This is a genomic window from Shinella yambaruensis (assembly GCF_050859155.1).
Lineage (GTDB): Bacteria > Pseudomonadota > Alphaproteobacteria > Rhizobiales > Rhizobiaceae > Shinella > Shinella yambaruensis.
In genome coordinates, this window is the sequence record NZ_CP150638.1 from 2907288 (window position 1) to 2925555 (window position 18268).

Genomic DNA, 18268 nt, shown 5'->3' on the forward strand with positions numbered 1-18268 from the left:
TTCATATCAGACGGTCGCCGCCCGCCCGGCAGCGAATAGAGTTTTGATCCCGAACGTTTCCTTGGAAAAGCAATGCGTCCGACGGCAGAATCGAATGAGTTCCGGCGAGAACTGGTCAATTTGCTGCCAAAGTTGCGCCGTTTCGCCATGACGCTGACGCGCAACGGCAGCGATGCCGACGACCTCGTACAGGAGGCATGCGAAAGGGCCATCACGCGGAGCCATCTGTGGAACGGGGAAGGCCGGCTGGAAAGCTGGGTTTATGCCATGACGCGCAATCTCTGGGTGGACGAGATCCGCAAGCGAAAGGTCCGCACAGGGTCCGGCACGGTAGATGTCGCCGAGCAGGATAGCCTGCATATCGAAGCGTCAGCCGACAAGGCGGTCTATGCCAAGCAGTTGCACAAGTTGATCATGACCATGCCGGAAGGTCTTTCGAGCGTCTTTCTCCTCGTCAATGTCGAAGGCCACAGCTATCGGGAGGCGGCGGATATTCTGGGCATACCGATCGGCACCGTGATGAGCCGGCTCTCGGCCGCCCGCATCCGCCTTGCGGCCATGATCTCCGAACAGATGGAAAGGAGGGCCTGATGGTGGAGAGCACACAGGGTCTTCCGCTCGAAGTCCGCCTGTCGGCCTATCTCGACGGCCAGCTGCCGGAAGCGGAAATGGACGAGATCAACGCGATCCTCGCCGAGAACGACGATGCGCGCATGGTCTTCGAGAAGCTGAAGCTCGGCAGCGAGTTCGGCGCCCGCGCCTTCGACAAGCTGCTGCAGGAGCCGATCCCGCTCGATCTGGTGCGCAACATCAAGGAGGCCGGCAAGAAGGACGACGAGCCGTCGCCGGCGGGTTTCGCCGCCATTCCGGTCGCCGCCGCCGCCCCGCGCCGTCCCTCGGCCTTCTGGCCGAAGGCACTCGCCGCCTCGCTCGTATTGTTCCTTGCCGGCGGCGCCGCCGGCTATCTCGTCGGCGAACGGCAGGACGGCGTGTCCCGGCTCGCCTCCAACCAGTTCGCCCCTGCCCGCACCTGGCTGGATGATATTGCAGACTACCATCGCATCTATGCCCGCCAGACACGCCATCTCGTGGAAGTGCCGGCAAGCGAGAAGGAGCATATCGTCGAATGGCTGACGGCCAGCACGGGCGTGCCCTTCACGCTGCCCGACCTTTCCGACCAGAACCTGACCTTCGAGGGCGCGCGCCTGCTGGTCGCCGGCGGCAAACCGGCCGCCCAGCTTCTCTATCGCAATGCGCAGAACGAGGTCTTCGCCATCTGTTTCGTCCAGAGCGATCCGGTCGAAACCGTCACGGCCCTTGCCGAAAGCATGCGCAACGATATCGGCCTCGTCTCCTGGCAGAAGGGCAGCGCGTCCTATGTCGTGGTCGGCCCCTCTGCCGATCCGGCCCTCGAGCGCATCGCCGAGACGGTTTCCTCGACGATCTGAGCATCCGCGCAACAGGCGCCGCAGATCACGGACACCAAAAAGCCCGGCAGCGATGCTGCCGGGCTTTTTCTGTTCCGGGATCGTCGCGGCTCAGCCGCGGACGGCGAGCACGCGGTTGGCGGCCGAGACGATGGCTTCGAGCGAGGCCGTCACGATGTTCGTGTTGATGCCGACGCCGAACAGCTTGCCGCCCGGATGCTCGACTTCCACATAGGCGATGGCCGCCGCGTTGGAGCCGTGCTGGAGCGAGTGCTCGGAATAGTCCGCCACCGACATCGGGATGCCGAGATAGATCGACAGGGCATTGATGAAACCGTCGATCGGACCGGTCCCCTTGCCTTCGATGCGCTTCGTCTCGCCGCCATCGGTGATCTCGGCGGCAACGATGCGCGTGCCCTTCTGGCCTGCGTCGTCCGGATAGGTGTGATGGTCGACGAAGCGCAGGCGCGTGCCGGGCTGCGTGACGTAGCGCTGCATGAAGCTTTCATGGATGCGCTTCGACGGCAGCTCCACGCCCTCTTCGTCGGTGATGCGCTGGATCTCCTCGCGGAACTCCACCTGGAGGCTCCGCGGCAGGTTGATGCCGTAGTCCTCCTGCAGGATGTAGGCGATGCCGCCCTTGCCGGACTGCGAGTTGATGCGGATGATCGCCTCGTAGGAGCGGCCGACGTCCTGCGGGTCGATCGGCAGGTAGGGCACCTCCCAGATCGGCTTGTTGGCTTGCCTGATGGCCTTCATGCCCTTGTTGATGGCGTCCTGGTGCGAGCCGGAGAAGGCGGTATAGACCAGTTCGCCGACATAGGGGTGGCGCTCGGGAATGGCCATCTCGTTGGAATATTCGTAGACCGCCTTGATGCGCTCGATGTCGGAGCAGTCGAGCTTGGGATCGACGCCCTGCGTGTACATGTTCAAGGCCAGCGTCACGACGTCGACATTGCCCGTGCGCTCGCCATTGCCGAACAGCGTGCCCTCGACGCGGTCCGCGCCGGCCATCAGCGCCAGTTCCGTGGCGGCGATGCCGGTGCCGCGGTCATTGTGCGGGTGCAGCGAGATGATGACGTTCTCGCGGTTGTCGATGTTGCGGCACATCCATTCGATCTGGTCGGCATAGATGTTCGGCGTCGCCATCTCGACGGTGGACGGCAGGTTGAGGATCAGCTTGTTGTCCGCCGTCGGCCTGACGATCTCCACGACCGCGTTGCAGATCTCCAGCGCCACTTCCAGCTCGGTGCCGGTGAAGCTCTCCGGCGAATATTCGAAACGGTAGCCGCCGCCGGCCTTGGCGGCCATGTCGGTGATCATCTTGGCGGCATCGGTGGCGATCTGCTTGATGCCGGCGACGTCCTTGCCGAACACCACGCGGCGCTGCAATTCGCTGGTGGAGTTATAGAAGTGGATGATCGGCTTGTGTGCGCCTTCCAGGGCCTCGAAGGTGCGGGTGATCAGCTCCGGCCGGCACTGCACCAGCACCTGCAGGGACACGTCCTGCGGCACGTTGCCCTCCTCGACGCACCAGCGGGCGAAGTCGAAGTCAGTCTGCGAGGCGGAGGGGAAACCGATCTCGATTTCCTTGAACCCCATGTCGAGCAGGAGCTGGAACATGCGGGCCTTGCGGTCGTGGCCCATCGGGTTGATCAGCGACTGGTTGCCGTCGCGCAGGTCCACCGAACACCAGATCGGCGCCTCGGTGATCGTCTTGCTGGGCCAGGTCCGGTCCGCAATGTCGATCGTCGGATAGGCCTGGTACTTGACGGGCGCCTCGGGCATGCCCTGCTTGGGGGAATGGGTCTTCAAAATCATCGTCTTCGTCTCTTCGTCGTCCCGGCATTCGCGAAATGCGTCATAGCGCCTAACGAGGGCGAATGCACCGGAATTCATGCGTAGGGGTGAAACGAGGAGCTATCGCCGGACGGGCTTTTCGGCCGCCGGGCGCTCCTCAGCGAACCCGGCAACCGCGCGTAAGGCCGAGAAGAAGAAGCGAGGAGAAGCCGCGCGAACGCTCGCGGACAGCTGCGCTGCCGCGGGAAACTCGTTCGATGATCTGTGCGCTGGTCTTCAACATGAGGCGGCTTATAGCGGGGGAGAGACGAAAGGGCAAGCGGGGCGCAGGATTTTTGCCGAAGCGCACCTCACCTGCCTGCCGGCATCCTCTCCCCGCAAGCGGGGAGAGGAACGATGGGCTCTCCGTTCTGCCCCTCCTCCCCGCTTGCGGGGAGAAGGTCCCGGCAGGGGGATGAGGGGCAAGGGCGGATCAGATATCCGCCTGCGAGGTCACGATGCGCGAAACGAGGCCGTAGCCCTTGGCTTCCTCGGCCGAGAGCCAGTAGTCACGGTCCGTGTCCTTGGCGATCTTCTCGATCGGCTGGCCGGTGGCGTCGGCGAAGATCTTGTTCAGGCGCTCGTTCATCTTGATGATCTCGCGGGCCTGGATCTCGATGTCCGACGCCATGCCGCGGGTGCCGCCCGACGGTTGGTGCAGCAGGAAGCGGGTGTTCGGCAGGCAAAGGCGCTGTTCCTTCGGCGCGGCGACATAGATCAGCGCACCGGCCGAGGCGACCCAGCCCGTGCCGATCATCCAGACCTTCGGCTTGATGAACTTGATCATGTCGTGGATCGAATCGCCCGATTCGACATGGCCGCCCGGCGAATTCACGTAGATGCGGATGTCCTCGTCGCTGGCGGCGGCGAGCGCCACGAGCTGCGAGCAGACCTTCTGCGCCAGTTCCTGGTTGATCGGCCCGTAGATGAAGATCGAACGCGACTTGAAAAGGTTCGCCTCCGTTTCCTTGCCCAGGGGCAGTTCCGTCTTCTTGTCGTCTTCGTCGCTCATCCAAAGTCTCCGGATTGCTCGTCAATAGTCCTGTCGCTGTCAGATAATGCGACTCACTGGCCAAGACAATGCAACAAAACCGATAAGGGGCGATAGAGCCTCGCCGCGCCACCGGAAAACAGGGTAAATACGCCCGGCGCGTTGCGCACTTTGCGTATGGACTTGGCGCCGGCACCGCTCCTACGATGCGGCCTTATCGAAAAAGGCGCCGGCTGCTCCCCAAGGCCGGCGGAACAGGGGACATCATGATCAGACGCATCCCGCTGGCGCTGGCCGCGCTCGCCGTCACGGCCGCACCGGCCTTCGCCCACCTCAATCCGGAAGAGCACGGCTCCTTCATGGCCGGGTTCTCGCATCCGCTCTTCGGCCTCGACCATATCCTCGTCATGGTCGCCGTCGGCCTCTGGGCGGCGCAGATCGGCGGCAAGGCGCTCTGGGGTGTGCCGGCCGCCTTCGTCGCCACCATGGCGATCGGCTTCGGCCTTGCGCTTGCGGGCGTCGATCTGCCCTTCGTCGAGCCGGCGATCCTCGCCTCGGTCGTCGCGCTCGGCCTACTCGTGGCCATGGCGGTGAAACTCGACACGGCGGCCTCGGCCGCGATCGTCGCCGTCTTCGCGCTCTTCCACGGCCATGCCCATGGCGGCGAGCTCGGCAGCGCCGGCGCCCTCGAATTCGGCGCCGGCTTCGTCGTCGCGACAGCGCTGCTGCACGTCGCCGGCATCGGCCTTGGCTTCGGCATCGCGCGCCTTTCGGGCGGCGGCGCAGCGGCGCGCATCCTCGGGGCCGTCACGGCGCTCGCCGGCCTCGTGCTCGCCTTCGGCTGACATCCGGGGGCGGCGGAAGAACCGCCGCCTTCACCCCCGCCCGCGATAGGGCTGCACGCCCTGCTCGGGGATCCACACGCCCTTCGGTGCATCGCCCGTCTGCCAGAACACATCGATCGGAATGCCGCCGCGCGGATACCAGTAGGCGCCGATGCGCAGCCATTTCGGCTCCAGCAGCCCGACGAGCCGCTTGGCAATATCGATGGTGCAGTCCTCATGGAAGGCACCGTGGTTGCGGAAGGAGTGCAGGTAGAGCTTCAGCGATTTCGATTCGACCAGCCAGCCGTCCGGGATGTAGTCGATGACGATATGCGCGAAATCCGGCTGGCCGGTCATCGGGCAGAGCGAGGTGAATTCCGGCGCCGTGAAGCGCACGACGAAATCCGTGCCTCCATGGTTGCTCGGCACCTTCTCCAGAACGGCGGCCTCCGGGTTGGACGGCAGGTCGACCGCCTGGCCGAGCTGCGACAGTCCCGATACGTCAGTCTTGCTCATTGTGAACCTCCTCGATCTTCACCTTGATTCCATGCGCCTTTTCCGTCTCCGGCTCGACATGGATGGCGATCTGCGCGCCGGGCTGCACGGCACGGATGGCATCCTCGAGCCGGTCGCAGATGTCATGCGCCTCGCCCACGGGCATCCGCGCCGGCACGACGAGATGGAAGTCGACGAAGGTCGCCGCCCCTGCCCTGCGCGTCTTCAGGTCGTGCACGCCGAGGGAGCCCGCGCCATGCGCGGCGATCGCCGCCTGGATGGCCTCGGCCTCCTCCGGCTCGACCGCATGGTCCATCAGGCCATCGACCGAATGGGCAATGACCCTCCAGCCCTGGTAGAGGATGTTGAGCGCGACGAGCACGGCCAGCAGCGGATCGAGCACCGCATAGCCGGTGGCGATGGCGAGAAGGAGGCCGACGAGCACGCCCGCCGACGTGACCACATCCGACAGGATATGCTGCCCATCCGCCGACAGCGCCGGCGAGCGATAGCGTTTTCCCGCGCGAATGAGGGTGAAGGCCCAGACCGCGTTGATCACGCCCGCAAGGAAGTTGATGGCAAGACCCAGTGCCGGCGCCTCCATCGGCGCGGGCGCAAGCACCGCCGGCGCCGCCTCCGCGACGATCAGCAGCGCCGCGACCACGATCAGCACGCCCTCCAGGACCGCCGAGAGATATTCCGCCTTGTGGTGGCCGAAGGGATGCGTCTTGTCCGCGGGTTTTGCCGCATAGGTGATCGCCGCGAAGGCGACGATGGCGGCGACCACGTTGACGCTCGATTCCAGCCCGTCGGAGAGGAGCGCCACGGAGCCCGTCACCCACCAGGCGATGAGCTTCAGCCCCATCACGAAAAGCGAGAGCGGAATGCCCCAGAGCGCCAGCCGCTTGACCCGATCCGAATTTTCCATGCCATTCTCCATGCGCATGCAACCGAGTTGCAAAAAGCCTGGTCCATCAACGCAAAACCGCGCGCACGGGGACGTGCACGCGGTTTTCTCTTGGCGTCGGTATCGGCCAGTTCGGCCGTTTTGTCAAAGCCTCAGGCGGCCTTTATCTTCGCTTTCTTGGAAAGGTGGGCGACCACGTTCTCGATCATCCGCATGCCGGCGTCCTGGCCGAGCGTCATGATCGATTCGGGATGGAACTGCACGGCGGCGACCGGCTCGCTGGCATGCTCGATGCCCATGATCGTGCCGTCCTCGCTCTCCGCCGTGATGATGAAATCGCGCGGCAGCGTGGCGGGGTCGGCGAAGATCGAGTGGTAGCGCCCGACCGTCACCTCGCGGCCGAGGCCGGAGAAGACGATGCCCGGCTCCAGCACGCGGATGCGCGAGGGCTTGCCGTGCATGGGAATGGCGAGCTGGCGCAGCTCCCCGCCATAAGCCTCGGCGAGCGCCTGCAGGCCGAGGCAGACGCCGAAGATCGGCAGGTTGCGCGCCCGCGCCTTCTTGATCGTCGCCTTGCAGTCGAAATCCTTCGGGCTTCCCGGGCCGGGTGAGAGCACGACGAGATCCGGCTTGATGCGGTCGAACACCTCTTCGGGAACCGGCGTGCGCACGGTCGTCACATTCGCGCCCGTCTGTCGGAAATAGTTGGCGAGCGTGTGGACGAAACTGTCCTCGTGGTCGACGAGCAGGATGTTCACGCCCGCACCCACGGCCGCGACGTCGCGCTGCACCTTGGCGGAGTTGCCGGACTTGGCGTCGCGGATGGCTGCGATCATGGCGGAGGCCTTCAGTTCGGTTTCGGCTTCTTCTTCCTGCGGATTGGAATCATAGAGCAGCGTCGCCCCGGCGCGCACCTCTGCAATGCCGTCCTTGATGCGGATGGTGCGCAGCGTGAGGCCCGTGTTCATGTCGCCATTGAAGCCGACCATGCCGATCGCCCCACCATACCATGCGCGCGGGCTCTTCTCATGCGCCTCGATGAAGCGCATCGCCCAGAGTTTCGGCGCGCCGGTGACCGTGACGGCCCAGGCATGCGAGAGGAAACCGTCGAAGGCGTCCATGTCGTCGCGCAGGCGCCCCTCGATATGGTCGACCGTGTGGATGAGGCGCGAATACATCTCGATCTGCCGGCGGCCGATGACCTTGACCGACCCCGGCTCGCAGACGCGGCTCTTGTCGTTGCGGTCGACATCCGAGCACATGGTGAGCTCGGATTCGTCCTTCTTGGAGTTCAGCAGCTTCAGGATCTGTTCCGAATCGGCGATCGGATCGTCGCCCCGCTTGATCGTGCCGGAGATCGGGCAGGTCTCGATGCGCCGGCCGGAGACGCGCACGAACATTTCCGGCGAGGCGCCGACGAGATATTCCTGGTTGCCGAGATTGATGAAGAAGGAATAGGGCGACGGGTTGATCGCCTTGAGGCGGCGGGAGATTTCCGACGGCTTGCTCTCGCACCGCTCGAAAAACTTCTGGCCGGGCACCACCTCGAAGAGGTCGCCGCGGCGAAAACTCTCCTTGGCCTTGACCACCAGCTCGGCATATTCGCCGGGACGATGGTCGCCATGCGGCGGGATCACGTCGACGGTCTGGAACGGCTCCGGCGCGATCGCTTCGCCCCTGCCCTCCGTCGAAAGCCCGTCCTTGGCGAAGTCGTAGCGGTCGATCCAGGCCTTGGCGGCATAGTGGTCGACGACGAGGATCTCGTCCGGCAGGAACAGCACCATGTCGCGCTGGTCGTCCGGCCGCGTCAGCTTCAGGTCGATCGCATCGAACTGGAAGGCGAGGTCGTAGCCGAAGGCACCGTAGAGGCCGAGGCTGGCATCCTGGTCCGAATGGAAGAGGTCGGTGACGGCGCGCAGCACCGTAAAGACCGTCGGCATCTTGGAGCGCTCTTCCTCGGTGAAGACCCGGTCGGGCAGCTTCACCTCGAGATCGAGACGGTTTTCCGTGCGGGCGCCGAGCGCGAGTTCCGGCACATCCGCCAGGCGGTCGGCGATGAGGGAAAGCAGCACCGTGCCGCGGGCATTATAGGCCTCGATCCAGACGGCGCGGCCGAAGGAGGAGATTGCGAGCGGCGGATCGACGACGGCGGTGTCCCAGCGGGTATAACGGCCGGGATATTCGTAGTTCGACGAGAAGACCGCGCCGCGCCGTTCGTCGAGCTTGTCGACATAGGCGGAAATCGCGTGCGCATAATCGGCGGCGCGGCGGCGGCGCGTGACGGTCACCCCGCCCTTCGTCTCGTAGGCTTCGGCGCCGTCTTCCAGGATTTTCGTGGCCATTCCCCAACTCCGTTTCAGGCCCGCTTCGCTCAAGACGGCCCAAAAGAAAAAGCCGCCTCGAAGGTTTCGGGCGGCTTGTCGTCTCAATCACGCATGACTGGTCAAGGCCGCCTCAGCGAGCCCACCACCAGCCAGCGATGATGATCATCTTTTTCATGAGCGGAGTGTTAGCGTGAAGTGCGGGCGTGCGCAAGACCGATTGCGACGGCCCTGACGCTGCTTTCCGGATGTTGCGCCTCCGCATCACCGGCCGTTGTGCTTGCTGCGCGAGGAAACGGCATGGTGAAACAATCTGTCAATATGGCGAATTTTCGCCATGTTCGGAAGTTTGCTCCTTTTGTGAGCGCATGCTAATGGCAGCGCCCTAGACATCGACATCAAGGCATGAAACCCATGGTCTCCATCATGGTGGAACAGTTCCGTGAAATGCAGGTCCTGCTCGCGGAAACGATCGCGGATTATGAAACGCCGGAGTTCAAGGGACTGGACGGCAGGATCGCCCGCGCCTTCGACACCATCTATCGGCACGACCCGCGCGATGCCGCCGAAGCCTGCACCATGGTGCGCTTCTTCCTCGACATCATCGAGGACAATGACAGCGGCGACAGCATCCATCTCATCCAGCGCGTGCGCACGATCATAAACGACTGCGCCGGCCGCTGTCCGCCGGCAATGGAAATCACCCACGGCGCGGGCATCTGACCGCTCAACCGGCAACCAAATCGGTTTTCCGGCGTTTCCTCGCTGATCTTGTCAGCCGGGAGACGGAACCATCGCCACGCTGCCTCGCCCAGACCGCTTCCGCGTTCCTTCGCCCCGTGGAAACATGCCCGCTCCCGGTTTTCATGCAAAACCGCTGCGCATTTTCGCCGGGATTGTCCTGGCCCTCTTCGCCGCCGCCCTCATCCTGGCCGGCGCTGCCGACCTGCCGGAGGAAGGCCCCCTCCCGGTCACACGGCCGGAGCAGACGGCCGGCGACGATGCCGGAAAGGCGCCGCCGGAAACGATCGAATCCGGGCAGGAGATGAAGGACGACGTGGAGAAGGCGAAGGAACGCCCTCGGGAGGACGACGGGCAGGAGGCTGCCTGCCGGGTGGCGCTGAAGGCCATCGGCGCCCTGTTCGAGGAGGCACCCGCCGTCGACGACGGCAAGGCCTGCGGCATCGACAGGCCCGTCCTGCTCGAGGGCCTGTCGGGCGGCATCAAGGTCGAGCCCGCGGCGACGATCCGTTGCGAGACCGCGCTGCAGCTTGCCCGCTGGATGGAGGAATCGGTGAAACCGTCCCTTGAGGCCGCCATGCCGGGCGAGGCCATCACCGTGCTCTCCCAGGCCTCGGCCTATGTCTGCCGCAACCGCAATGGTGCGGACGAGGGCAGGATTTCCGAGCATGCCTTCGGCAATGCCGTCGACATTGCCGGCTTTGCACTGAAGAGCGGCAAGACCGTCACGATCCGCCCGGCGGACAAGGAGCCGACGCTGGAAGGCGCCTTCCAGCGCGCGATCACGGAGGCGGCGTGCCTCTACTTCACCACGGTGCTCGACCCCGGCAGCGACGCCGCGCACCAGAACCACCTGCATCTCGACGTGAAGGAGCGGCGCGGCGGCTACCGCTATTGCTGGTAGATGCGATTATATTTTACCCCGCTCCTGAAAAGGCCCGGCGGCAGCGCCTATGTCAGGCATGGCCACTTGTGGCCATCCGCCATTCCCGCCCAACAAGGTTCCCGCCATGTCCATCACCCCCTACGACCTCTCCATCCCCGCCTTCCAGCGCGGTTTCACCGTGCTTTCCAAGCTGCTCGACAAGGCCGAGGCCTTCGCCGAGGAAAGGAAGATCAAGCCGGAGATCCTGGTCAACGCCCGCCTTGCGCCGGACATGCTGCCGCTCGCCGGCCAGATCCAGCGCATGAGCGACACCGCCAAGGGGGCAGCCGCCCGCCTGACCGGCACGGAGGCGCCAAGCTTTGCCGACGACGAGACGACGCTCGCCGACCTGCGCGTCCGTATCGCGAACACCGTGTCCTATCTTGCCACCGTGCCGGAATCCGCCTTTAAGGACGCGGCGGAACGCACCGTCGTGGTGAAGACGCGCGGCGGCGAGACGAGCTATGCCGGCAAGGACTATCTCCTCACCTTCGCCCTGCCGAACTTCTATTTCCACCTGACCACCGCCTACGCGATCCTGCGCCACAACGGCGTTCCCGTCGGCAAGCTGGATTATCTCGGCCGGACGTGAACGGGCCGAGCGGCGCAGGTGCCATATCCCTAGCGCTTTGTTGTTAAAAACCTTTTTCCCCTCTCCACCGTCATCCTCGGGTTTAACCCGAGGATCCTGTGTGTTTGGTCTGATGTAAGATGGTTGCGGGAAGGAGGCCGAGAGGATCCTGTGTGTTTGGTCTGATGTAAGATGGTTGCGGGAAGGAGGCCGAGAGGATCCAGGCCGCCGTTTGTGACGGCAGGCCGCGGCATGGCTTGGTCCCTTCCCGCTTCGCCCATCAACCTGAACAGTTGCACGGGGCTGTCGCCACAGACCCCGCACACAGGAGCAGGCGCCATGACGATACACCATACCTTCATCGGCTGCGACATCGGCAAGGACATGATCGACATCTTCGATCCGAAAACGGCCAGGTTCTGCCGCATCCCCAACGAGCAGACCGCGCTGTCCGCTTTTGCCCATGGTCTCGACCCGGCCACCGACCTGGTCGTCTTCGAGGCGACAGGTCATTGCGACCGGCTGCTGCGCCTGTGTCTTTCGCAGGCCGGCATCGCCTTTGCCCGCGTCAACCCGAAGACGGCCCGGCGCTTTGCCGAAGCGCGGGGACGGCTGGCCAAGACCGATCGCATCGATGCCCGCTCGCTTTGCGAGATGGGAACCATGTTCGGCCTGACGGCCGAGGCGCCGCCTTGCCCGGTGCGCGAGCGGCTGGCGGCCCTTGCCCGCCGCCGGGACCAGCTCGTCGATGCCCGTGCAACCGAGCGCCGGCATCTTTGCGATGCCTTCGATCCCGCCGTCCGCGCCGACATCGAGGCCATGATCGCCATCCTCGGCGAGAGGATCGCCTCGATCCAGGCTGCGATCGACGAGCAGATGAAGAATGGACATCTCGCTCAGCAGGCGCACCGCCTTACCTCCGCGCCCGGCGTGGGCAAGGTGACAGCCTTGACCCTGCTGGCCCATATGCCCGAACTCGGCAGCCTTTCGCCCAAAACAGCCGCAAGCCTTGCCGGCCTTGCTCCCTTCAATGACGATTCCGGCAGGAGATCCGGCCGCCGCCGCATCAAGGGCGGCAGGCCACGGGTGCGAAAGGCCCTCTACATGGCGGCCCTCGGCGCCATCAAGGCCTCAGCGCGCCTGCGCGCCTTCCATCAGGCCGTCTCAGCCAGAACAGGCTCCGCAAAGGCCGGCATCATCGCCGTCGCGCGAAAGCTCATCACAATCCTCAATGCAATGCAGCGCGACAAAACCAACTTCGCTTGAACACAGTTGCCAGGCCGCCGTTTGTGACGGCAGGCCGCGGCGTGGCTTGGTCCCTTCCCGCTTCGCCCATCAACCTGAACAGTTGCACGGGGCTGTCGCCACAGACCCCGCACACAGGAGCAGGCGCCATGACGATACACCATACCTTCATCGGCTGCGACATCGGCAAGGACATGATCGACATCTTCGATCCGAGAACGGCCAGGTTCTGCCGCATTCCCAACGAGCAGACCGCGCTGTCCGCTTTTGCCCGTGGCCTCGACCCGGCCACCGACCTGGTCGTCTTCGAGGCGACAGGTCATTGCGACCGGCTGCTGCGCCTGTGTCTTTCGCAGGCCGGCATCGCCTTTGCCCGCGTCAACCCGAAGACGGCCCGGCGCTTTGCCGAAGCGCGGGGACGGCTGGCCAAGACCGACCGCATCGATGCCCGCTCGCTTTGCGAGATGGGAACCATGTTCGGCCTGACGGCCGAGGCGCCGCCTTGCCCGGTGCGCGAACGGCTGGCGGCCCTTGCCCGCCGCCGGGACCAGCTCGTCGATGCCCGTGCAACCGAGCGCCGGCATCTTTGCGATGCCTTCGATCCCGCCGTCCGCGCCGACATCGAGGCCATGATCGCCATCCTCGGCGAGAGGATCGCCTCGATCCAGGCTGCGATCGACGAGCAGATGAAGAATGGACATCTCGCTCAGCAGGCGCACCGCCTTACCTCCGCGCCCGGCGTGGGCAAGGTGACAGCCTTGACCCTGCTGGCCCATATGCCCGAACTCGGCAGCCTTTCGCCCAAAACAGCCGCAAGCCTTGCCGGCCTTGCTCCCTTCAATGACGATTCCGGCAGGAGATCCGGCCGCCGCCGCATCAAGGGCGGCAGGCCAAGGGTGCGAAAGGCCCTCTACATGGCGGCCCTCGGCGCGATCAAGGCCTCAGCGCGCCTGCGCGCCTTCCATCAGGCCGTCTCAGCCAGAACAGGTTCCGCAAAGGCCGGCATCATCGCCGTCGCAAGAAAGCTCATCACGATCCTCAATGCAATGCAGCGCGACAAAACTAACTTCGCTTGAACACAGTTGCCATGCCACTCCCTCCGGCGTGCCGTGTGGGTGGATCCTCGGGTCGAGCCCGAGTTTTCACCGAGACCGACAAACGGGTTGAACCTACGTCGGGATTAGGTCTGTAGCCGGGTTTTCCGGTACGTTCGATCCAGTCGAGGATTGTACCCAACTCGCCTTGCAGGGTGATAGAAAAGTCGCGGCGCGTCGGGACGGGGGTGATGACGATGCGGTCGATGATCTCCCGGACGGCTTCGGCCGCTTCCGCCGCGTCGTCGGGGTGTTCGAGTGCAGTTGTCAGGCGCTCAATCCTGCGTCGATAGGTTTCGGCGATGCCGGGATGAATGTCGGGAGCGCCCTGCGGGGCTTCCGGCAGGCGGGCGGTAAGGCTGTCTTGCTTCGCCTCCAACTCGGTGAGGCGGTCGGACAGAGCGCGGTGCCATCCGCCTTGCTCGATGACGCGCACGATTTCGGCAATGGCCTTAATCGTCTCGGCCAGATCGCGGCGGGTCGCGTCCTGCGTCTGGCGGCACTCGCGGTTGAGGCGATTGGTTTCCTCTGCGTAGGCGCGCATGGCTTCTGCCGCCATTTCCGGCGTCATCATGCGCTCGCGCAGACCGGTCAGAACACGGGCTTCCAGAGCCTCGCGGGCGATGCTCCGGGCGTTATCGCAGCCGTTACCAAGCACATGGTTGGTGCAGGCGTAGCGGTCCTGTCCGCGACGGGCATACGAACCACCGCAGCAACCGCAGAACAACAGACCGGACAGCAGAGTGCGCGGACGGTGGGTGGCGTTGAGCGCGCCATTCCTGGCAAGGCTGCGCTTCATGCCCTCGCGCGACGCCTCGATCTGGTTCTTGTAGAGCGCAGTCAACTCGTCCTGCCGCACCTTGGCCGCATCCCATAGCTCTTGCGGCACGATGCGAAGCTCGGGAGCCTCCGCGCGTATCCATTCGCTTTCAGGGTTGAGCCGATAGGCGAAGTGGCCAGTGTCGGGATTCTTGAGCTTCTTCTGTCGGTTCCAGCGGATGATGCCGACATAGAGCTCGCAATTCAGGATGCCGGAACTGATGATCCGGTTACCTCGGATCGTGGTGTCGTTCCAGCGTTTGCCGGTGGGGCTGGGGATGCAGTCGCGGTTCAAGTCTGCCGCGATGCGCTGCGGCCCTTTTCCGGCGACATATTCGCGGAAGATGCGGAGGATGACCTCGGCCTGTTCCTCGATGATCTCGCGTTCGCCCCGGATCGGCTCGCCGCGTTCGTCAAGTTGATGGACGACGCGATAGCCATAGGCATTGCCGCCGCCGATCTTTCCTGCTTCCACACGGCCCCTGATGCCGCGATGGGTCTTGATGGCGAGGTCTTTGAGGAACAGGGCGTTCATGGTGCCTTTGAGGCCGACGTGAAGCTCGTTGATCTCGCCTTCGGACAGGGTGACGATGGTGACGCCTGCGAAGCGCAGGCGCTTGAAGACGCCCGCCACATCCTCTTGATCGCGGCTGATGCGGTCCAGCGCCTCGGACAGCACGATATCGAAGCGGCCTGCCTGCGCATCGGCAAGAAGCGACTGGATGCCGGAACGGATGAGCGACGCGCCTGATATGGCGCGGTCGGAATAGCTCTCCACGATGGTCCAGCCCTCGCGGGCGGCGCGCTCGCGGCATTGGCGCAACTGGTCCTCAATGGAGGCGTCGCGTTGATTGTCGGAGGAATAGCGGGCGTAGAGGGCGACGCGGGGCGCTGAACGGGTAATGCTCATGGGGACGATCCTTTCAGTCGGTTTCGGCCCCGTCCTCCGTGTTGCCGGCTTCCAAGGGCCTGTTGTCGTTTGCGGCGGTCAGCCGCTCGAAATCTTCTCGCGCCATGCGGCGGCCGATGATGCGGGCCAGTCGGATGGCGACCTCATCGATCCTGCGCCACGTCACGGCGTCCGGCTCGTCCTGCGGGCCGGTATTGTCGTTGGCCGGCCTGAACCGTTCCTGCCTCGGGTCTGTGTCGTCTTCCATGCAGCGGCCTGTTTGCAATTGAAGTCAAACAGGCATGAAGCAGCTCGTAGAGAAGAACCGAAGACGAAATCGAACGCTGTGCGGCTATAGACGGCCATCGGCGGCAAATAGGACGGGTTATGATTCATCGTCGCCTCCGCGTTTACTGTCGGAAGGGGAGCGCTTGCGCTCACCTCTCGCCTTATCTGCTTGATAAGCCCGCTGCCGGGGCGGCGGCATCCGGTCCAGGCTGGCGCGCAGCGCCACCGCAAAGCGGCTTGGCCTTGACGGGAAGACGGCGCTCCGGCCTCCTCTGCAAAGCAGAAAGGCTTTCCAACGGTCATCGAACCGTCCCGCGTTTCATCTGCTCGGCTAAGTCCAGCAGGTTCCGAAGCGCCTGGCTGCGGTTGTAGGGTAAGCGTGTAGGCGATCCCACGTAGCGCGTTTGTTCGCGGAAGCTCATTTTCTGCATGAATCATGCGGAGAGTCATATGAGCGACAAGGTGAATCAGGTCCGGACATTCGAAGTTTTGACGGCAACGCCGTCGCGACGTTCGCCGCGGCATTGGTCTGATGACGAGAAAGCGCGGCTTGTGGCGGAAGCTTTTTCGCCCGGAGGGACGGTTGCGGAGGTTGCGCGCGCCTATGAACTGGACGTGTCGCAACTTTATGCGTGGCGCAGGAAGGCGCTTTCCATGGGGACGATGGCGCCATTGACGGTGCCATTGGGCGGTCGAACCATGATGGAAAGCGAGCCGGCGAAGTTCACGCGCTTTGAGGTGAGCGGCGGCGCGACGGTGGAGATTGTGGTTGGCGATATCGTCATCCGGGTACGCGGCGATATCGATCCGGATCAGTTGGCGGGCATTATCGGCGCGGTGCGCAAGGCATGATCGCTTCCGGCGTTGTGGTTTACGTGTCTTGCCAACCGGTCGACTTCCGCAAGGGAGCCGCATCGTTGATGGCGTTGGTGCGGGATGGCGGCCTCGACCCGTTCAATGGCGCGCTTTACGTCTTCCGGTCGAAACGGGCGGACCGTGTCCGCATTGTCTGGTGGGACGGCAGCGGGGTCTGCCTCTATTCAAAAACCCTGGAAGAGAGCAGCTTCTGCTGGCCGGGCATATCGGCGGCGCGGGTGCGTCTCGACCATTCGCAACTGATGGCGCTTCTGGCCGGAATGGATTGGAAAAAGATCCGTCCAGCCAAGGTCCGGCGACCGCTGCTGACGGGCTGATACCGGCCTGCGGCAAGATGAATCATGTCGCGGGAACGCTTGGGAAAACGGCCGCTTTTGTGCTCTATTCCTCCCATGGTTTTGCCTGTTTCCGAATTGCCAGATGACGTCGATGCGCTGAAGGCGATGGTCCTGGCGATGGCGCGCGAGCAGGCGGCAAACGAGGCGCGGATAGCGGTTACAGAAGCTCGGCTCGTCACCTCCGAGGCAGAGGTTATCCGGTTGCAGGCGGTCGAGGCGGCGGCCAACGAGCGGATCGCCAACCTCACGACGATCATGAAGGTCCTGCAGCGCACGCAGAATGGCACGCGGTCCGAGCGATTGCACCTGGCCGTCAATGACGAGCAGGTGTCCTTTGCCTTCGAGGAGGTCGAGACGGGTCTTTCGGCGATCCAGTGCGAGCTTGATCGCGCTGCCGGGGACAAGCCGAAGCGTGCGCCGCGTCCGCGCAAGGGCTTTGCCGCTCACCTCGAACGCATTGAGGAGATCATCGAACCGGAAATCCCTGCTGAATGCGAGGGTCTGGAAAAGGTGCTGATCGGCGAGGACCGCTCCGAACGGCTGGATGTCGTGCCGCCGAAGTTCCGGGTCATCGTGACGCGCCGCCCCAAATACGCTTTCCGGGGGCGTGACGGCGTGATCCAGGCTCTGGCACCGGCGCGCATCATCGAAGGCGGCCTGCCGACGGAGCGGCTGCTGGCCTATATCGCGGTCTCCAAATACGGCGACGGCCTTCCGCTTTACCGGCAGGAAGCGATCTATCTGCGCGATGGCGTCGAGATTAGCCGGAACTTGATGGCGCAATGGATGGGGAATCTGGGCTTCGAGCTTCAGATATGCGCCGACTACATCCTGGAGCGCGTCAAGGAAGGCGAGAGGGTCTTTGCCGACGAAACGACGTTACCCACCCTTGCGCCCGGTTCGGGCAAGACCATGAAAGCCTGGCTTTGGGCTTACGCACGCGATGATCGGCCCTATGGCGGAACCAGCCCGCCGATGGTCGCCTATCGCTTCGAAGACAGCCGAGGTGCGCAGTGCGTGGCGCGGCATCTCGTTGGCTTCAATGGTATCCTGCAAGTCGATGGATACACGGCCTACACCAGCCTGGCCAAGACGCGGGCCAAAGGCGGCAACAACGAGACGATCCAACTCGCAGGCTGCTGGGCGCATCTGAGGCGCAAGTTTTACGACCTGCACATCACCGGGGTCTCGCAGGCCGCGACGGATACGGTCGTCGCCATGAGCGCGCTATGGAAGGTCGAGGATGAGGTTCGCGGCAGGGACGCCGATACCAGAGCGACGCTGCGACAGCAAAAGTCCGCAGTCATTGTCACCGGCCTCTTCGATCTGTGGGAGAGAGAGCTGCGCAAAATCTCCGGGAAATCCAAGACCGCCGATGCGATCCGCTATGCGCTCTCCCGGCGGGACGCGCTGGAGCAGTTCCTGGCGGACGGCCGTGTCGAAATCGACTCCAATATCGTCGAACGCGCGATCAGGCCTCAAACAATCACGAGAAAAAATAGTCTATTCGCCGGCAGCGAAGGTGGTGGACGCACCTGGGCGACATTGGCCACTCTCCTTCAGACTTGTTTATGCCGCGCGCGGCATAAGGCCGTTTATGCCGACCGGCGAACTATGCCGATTAAGCAAACTTTTGCCAACGTTTTCTGTAACATAGCGGTAACCCCAGCGGCATAGC

18 protein-coding genes are annotated in these 18268 nt (G+C 64.0%); 11 read left to right on the forward strand and 7 right to left on the reverse strand.

The annotated features are described in order from the left end of the window. Positions 1-72 precede the first annotated feature (72 nt). Both WMC41_RS14255 and WMC41_RS14260 read left to right on the forward strand, forming a co-directional pair. A complete protein-coding gene (locus WMC41_RS14255; protein ID WP_024270476.1) occupies positions 73-591 on the forward strand; it encodes an RNA polymerase sigma factor in 519 nt (172 codons plus the stop codon). Continuing rightward, complete coding sequence (locus WMC41_RS14260) at positions 591-1448, forward strand: anti-sigma factor family protein (RefSeq protein ID WP_288081475.1); 858 nt, start codon at positions 591-593, stop codon at positions 1446-1448. The genes WMC41_RS14255 and WMC41_RS14260 overlap by 1 nt, the downstream gene beginning before the upstream one ends. 90 nt (positions 1449-1538) lie before the next feature. On the opposite strand, the gene leuA is transcribed toward WMC41_RS14260, so the two are convergent. Then, positions 1539-3248: a 2-isopropylmalate synthase gene (leuA, locus tag WMC41_RS14265; protein WP_432344128.1), complete on the reverse strand. Its 1710-nt coding sequence runs from the start codon at positions 3246-3248 to the stop codon at positions 1539-1541. Between the two features lie 451 nt (positions 3249-3699). Further along, a complete protein-coding gene (locus WMC41_RS14270) occupies positions 3700-4278 on the reverse strand; it encodes an ATP-dependent Clp protease proteolytic subunit (protein ID WP_117366840.1) in 579 nt (192 codons plus the stop codon). Between the two features lie 245 nt (positions 4279-4523). Between WMC41_RS14270 and WMC41_RS14275 the strand changes: the two genes are divergently transcribed. Further along, a complete protein-coding gene (locus WMC41_RS14275) occupies positions 4524-5102 on the forward strand; it encodes a HupE/UreJ family protein (protein ID WP_432344131.1) in 579 nt (192 codons plus the stop codon). 30 nt (positions 5103-5132) lie between these two features. Here WMC41_RS14275 and queF read toward each other — a convergent pair whose 3' ends face one another. From queF to WMC41_RS14290, 3 genes are all read right to left on the reverse strand, one after another. Next, a complete protein-coding gene (gene queF, locus WMC41_RS14280) occupies positions 5133-5597 on the reverse strand; it encodes a preQ(1) synthase (RefSeq protein WP_244767059.1) in 465 nt (154 codons plus the stop codon). Continuing rightward, positions 5584-6504, reverse strand: a complete 921-nt coding sequence (locus WMC41_RS14285) for a cation diffusion facilitator family transporter (protein WP_432344135.1) — start codon at positions 6502-6504, stop codon at positions 5584-5586. The genes queF and WMC41_RS14285 overlap by 14 nt, the downstream gene beginning before the upstream one ends. Before the next feature lie 131 nt (positions 6505-6635). Continuing rightward, on the reverse strand, positions 6636-8825 hold the full coding sequence (locus WMC41_RS14290; protein ID WP_432344138.1) for an anthranilate synthase: 2190 nt from the start codon (positions 8823-8825) through the stop codon (positions 6636-6638). A gap of 384 nt (positions 8826-9209) precedes the next feature. Here WMC41_RS14290 and WMC41_RS14295 point away from each other — a divergent pair, with 384 nt between their 5' ends. The 5 genes from WMC41_RS14295 (at position 9210) to WMC41_RS14315 (ending at position 13362) form a co-directional block, all read left to right on the forward strand. Beyond that, positions 9210-9527, forward strand: a complete 318-nt coding sequence (locus WMC41_RS14295) for a hypothetical protein (protein WP_244767062.1) — start codon at positions 9210-9212, stop codon at positions 9525-9527. Positions 9528-9651: 124 nt separating this feature from the next. Further along, positions 9652-10449: an extensin family protein gene (locus WMC41_RS14300; protein ID WP_432344141.1), complete on the forward strand. Its 798-nt coding sequence runs from the start codon at positions 9652-9654 to the stop codon at positions 10447-10449. A gap of 106 nt (positions 10450-10555) precedes the next feature. After that, positions 10556-11062 carry a DUF1993 domain-containing protein gene (locus WMC41_RS14305; protein ID WP_432344145.1) on the forward strand — a complete coding sequence of 169 codons (507 nt, stop codon included), beginning with the start codon at positions 10556-10558 and terminating at the stop codon, positions 11060-11062. Between the two features lie 318 nt (positions 11063-11380). Then, positions 11381-12307 carry an IS110 family transposase gene (locus tag WMC41_RS14310; RefSeq protein ID WP_432344148.1) on the forward strand — a complete coding sequence of 309 codons (927 nt, stop codon included), beginning with the start codon at positions 11381-11383 and terminating at the stop codon, positions 12305-12307. Between the two features lie 128 nt (positions 12308-12435). Beyond that, entirely contained in the window at positions 12436-13362 is a 927-nt protein-coding gene (locus tag WMC41_RS14315) for an IS110 family transposase (protein WP_432343942.1), read from the forward strand. On the opposite strand, the gene WMC41_RS14320 is transcribed toward WMC41_RS14315, so the two are convergent. Beyond that, positions 13349-15109, reverse strand: a complete 1761-nt coding sequence (locus tag WMC41_RS14320) for a recombinase family protein (protein ID WP_432344150.1) — start codon at positions 15107-15109, stop codon at positions 13349-13351. The two genes, WMC41_RS14315 and WMC41_RS14320, sit on opposite strands and share 14 nt — an antisense overlap. A 13-nt stretch (positions 15110-15122) precedes the next feature. Next, positions 15123-15356, reverse strand: a complete 234-nt coding sequence (locus tag WMC41_RS14325) for a hypothetical protein (RefSeq protein WP_432344153.1) — start codon at positions 15354-15356, stop codon at positions 15123-15125. Between the two features lie 470 nt (positions 15357-15826). On the opposite strand from WMC41_RS14325, the gene WMC41_RS14330 reads away from it, so the two are divergent. From WMC41_RS14330 to tnpC, 3 genes are all read left to right on the forward strand, one after another. Next, positions 15827-16228 carry a transposase gene (locus WMC41_RS14330; RefSeq protein WP_288081970.1) on the forward strand — a complete coding sequence of 134 codons (402 nt, stop codon included), beginning with the start codon at positions 15827-15829 and terminating at the stop codon, positions 16226-16228. Continuing rightward, the gene (tnpB, locus tag WMC41_RS14335; RefSeq protein ID WP_109462507.1) at positions 16225-16569 is read left to right on the forward strand and encodes an IS66 family insertion sequence element accessory protein TnpB; all 345 of its coding nucleotides are present in this window, start codon (positions 16225-16227) and stop codon (positions 16567-16569) included. Before WMC41_RS14330 ends, tnpB begins: the two co-directional genes overlap by 4 nt. Before the next feature lie 75 nt (positions 16570-16644). Continuing rightward, entirely contained in the window at positions 16645-18267 is a 1623-nt protein-coding gene (gene tnpC / locus WMC41_RS14340; protein ID WP_432348257.1) for an IS66 family transposase, read from the forward strand. Position 18268 lies beyond the last annotated feature (1 nt).

Coding starts and splice junctions, on each gene's coding strand:
- WMC41_RS14255 (WP_024270476.1), top strand. CDS start 73: ATGCGTCCGACGGCAGAATCGAATGAGTTCCGGCGAGAACTGGTCAAT.
- WMC41_RS14260 (WP_288081475.1), top strand. CDS start 591: ATGGTGGAGAGCACACAGGGTCTTCCGCTCGAAGTCCGCCTGTCGGCC.
- leuA (WP_432344128.1), bottom strand. CDS start 3,248: ATGATTTTGAAGACCCATTCCCCCAAGCAGGGCATGCCCGAGGCGCCC.
- WMC41_RS14270 (WP_117366840.1), bottom strand. CDS start 4,278: ATGAGCGACGAAGACGACAAGAAGACGGAACTGCCCCTGGGCAAGGAA.
- WMC41_RS14275 (WP_432344131.1), top strand. CDS start 4,524: ATGATCAGACGCATCCCGCTGGCGCTGGCCGCGCTCGCCGTCACGGCC.
- queF (WP_244767059.1), bottom strand. CDS start 5,597: ATGAGCAAGACTGACGTATCGGGACTGTCGCAGCTCGGCCAGGCGGTC.
- WMC41_RS14285 (WP_432344135.1), bottom strand. CDS start 6,504: ATGGAAAATTCGGATCGGGTCAAGCGGCTGGCGCTCTGGGGCATTCCG.
- WMC41_RS14290 (WP_432344138.1), bottom strand. CDS start 8,825: ATGGCCACGAAAATCCTGGAAGACGGCGCCGAAGCCTACGAGACGAAG.
- WMC41_RS14295 (WP_244767062.1), top strand. CDS start 9,210: ATGAAACCCATGGTCTCCATCATGGTGGAACAGTTCCGTGAAATGCAG.
- WMC41_RS14300 (WP_432344141.1), top strand. CDS start 9,652: ATGCCCGCTCCCGGTTTTCATGCAAAACCGCTGCGCATTTTCGCCGGG.
- WMC41_RS14305 (WP_432344145.1), top strand. CDS start 10,556: ATGTCCATCACCCCCTACGACCTCTCCATCCCCGCCTTCCAGCGCGGT.
- WMC41_RS14310 (WP_432344148.1), top strand. CDS start 11,381: ATGACGATACACCATACCTTCATCGGCTGCGACATCGGCAAGGACATG.
- WMC41_RS14315 (WP_432343942.1), top strand. CDS start 12,436: ATGACGATACACCATACCTTCATCGGCTGCGACATCGGCAAGGACATG.
- WMC41_RS14320 (WP_432344150.1), bottom strand. CDS start 15,109: ATGAGCATTACCCGTTCAGCGCCCCGCGTCGCCCTCTACGCCCGCTAT.
- WMC41_RS14325 (WP_432344153.1), bottom strand. CDS start 15,356: ATGGAAGACGACACAGACCCGAGGCAGGAACGGTTCAGGCCGGCCAAC.
- WMC41_RS14330 (WP_288081970.1), top strand. CDS start 15,827: ATGAGCGACAAGGTGAATCAGGTCCGGACATTCGAAGTTTTGACGGCA.
- tnpB (WP_109462507.1), top strand. CDS start 16,225: ATGATCGCTTCCGGCGTTGTGGTTTACGTGTCTTGCCAACCGGTCGAC.
- tnpC (WP_432348257.1), top strand. CDS start 16,645: ATGGTTTTGCCTGTTTCCGAATTGCCAGATGACGTCGATGCGCTGAAG.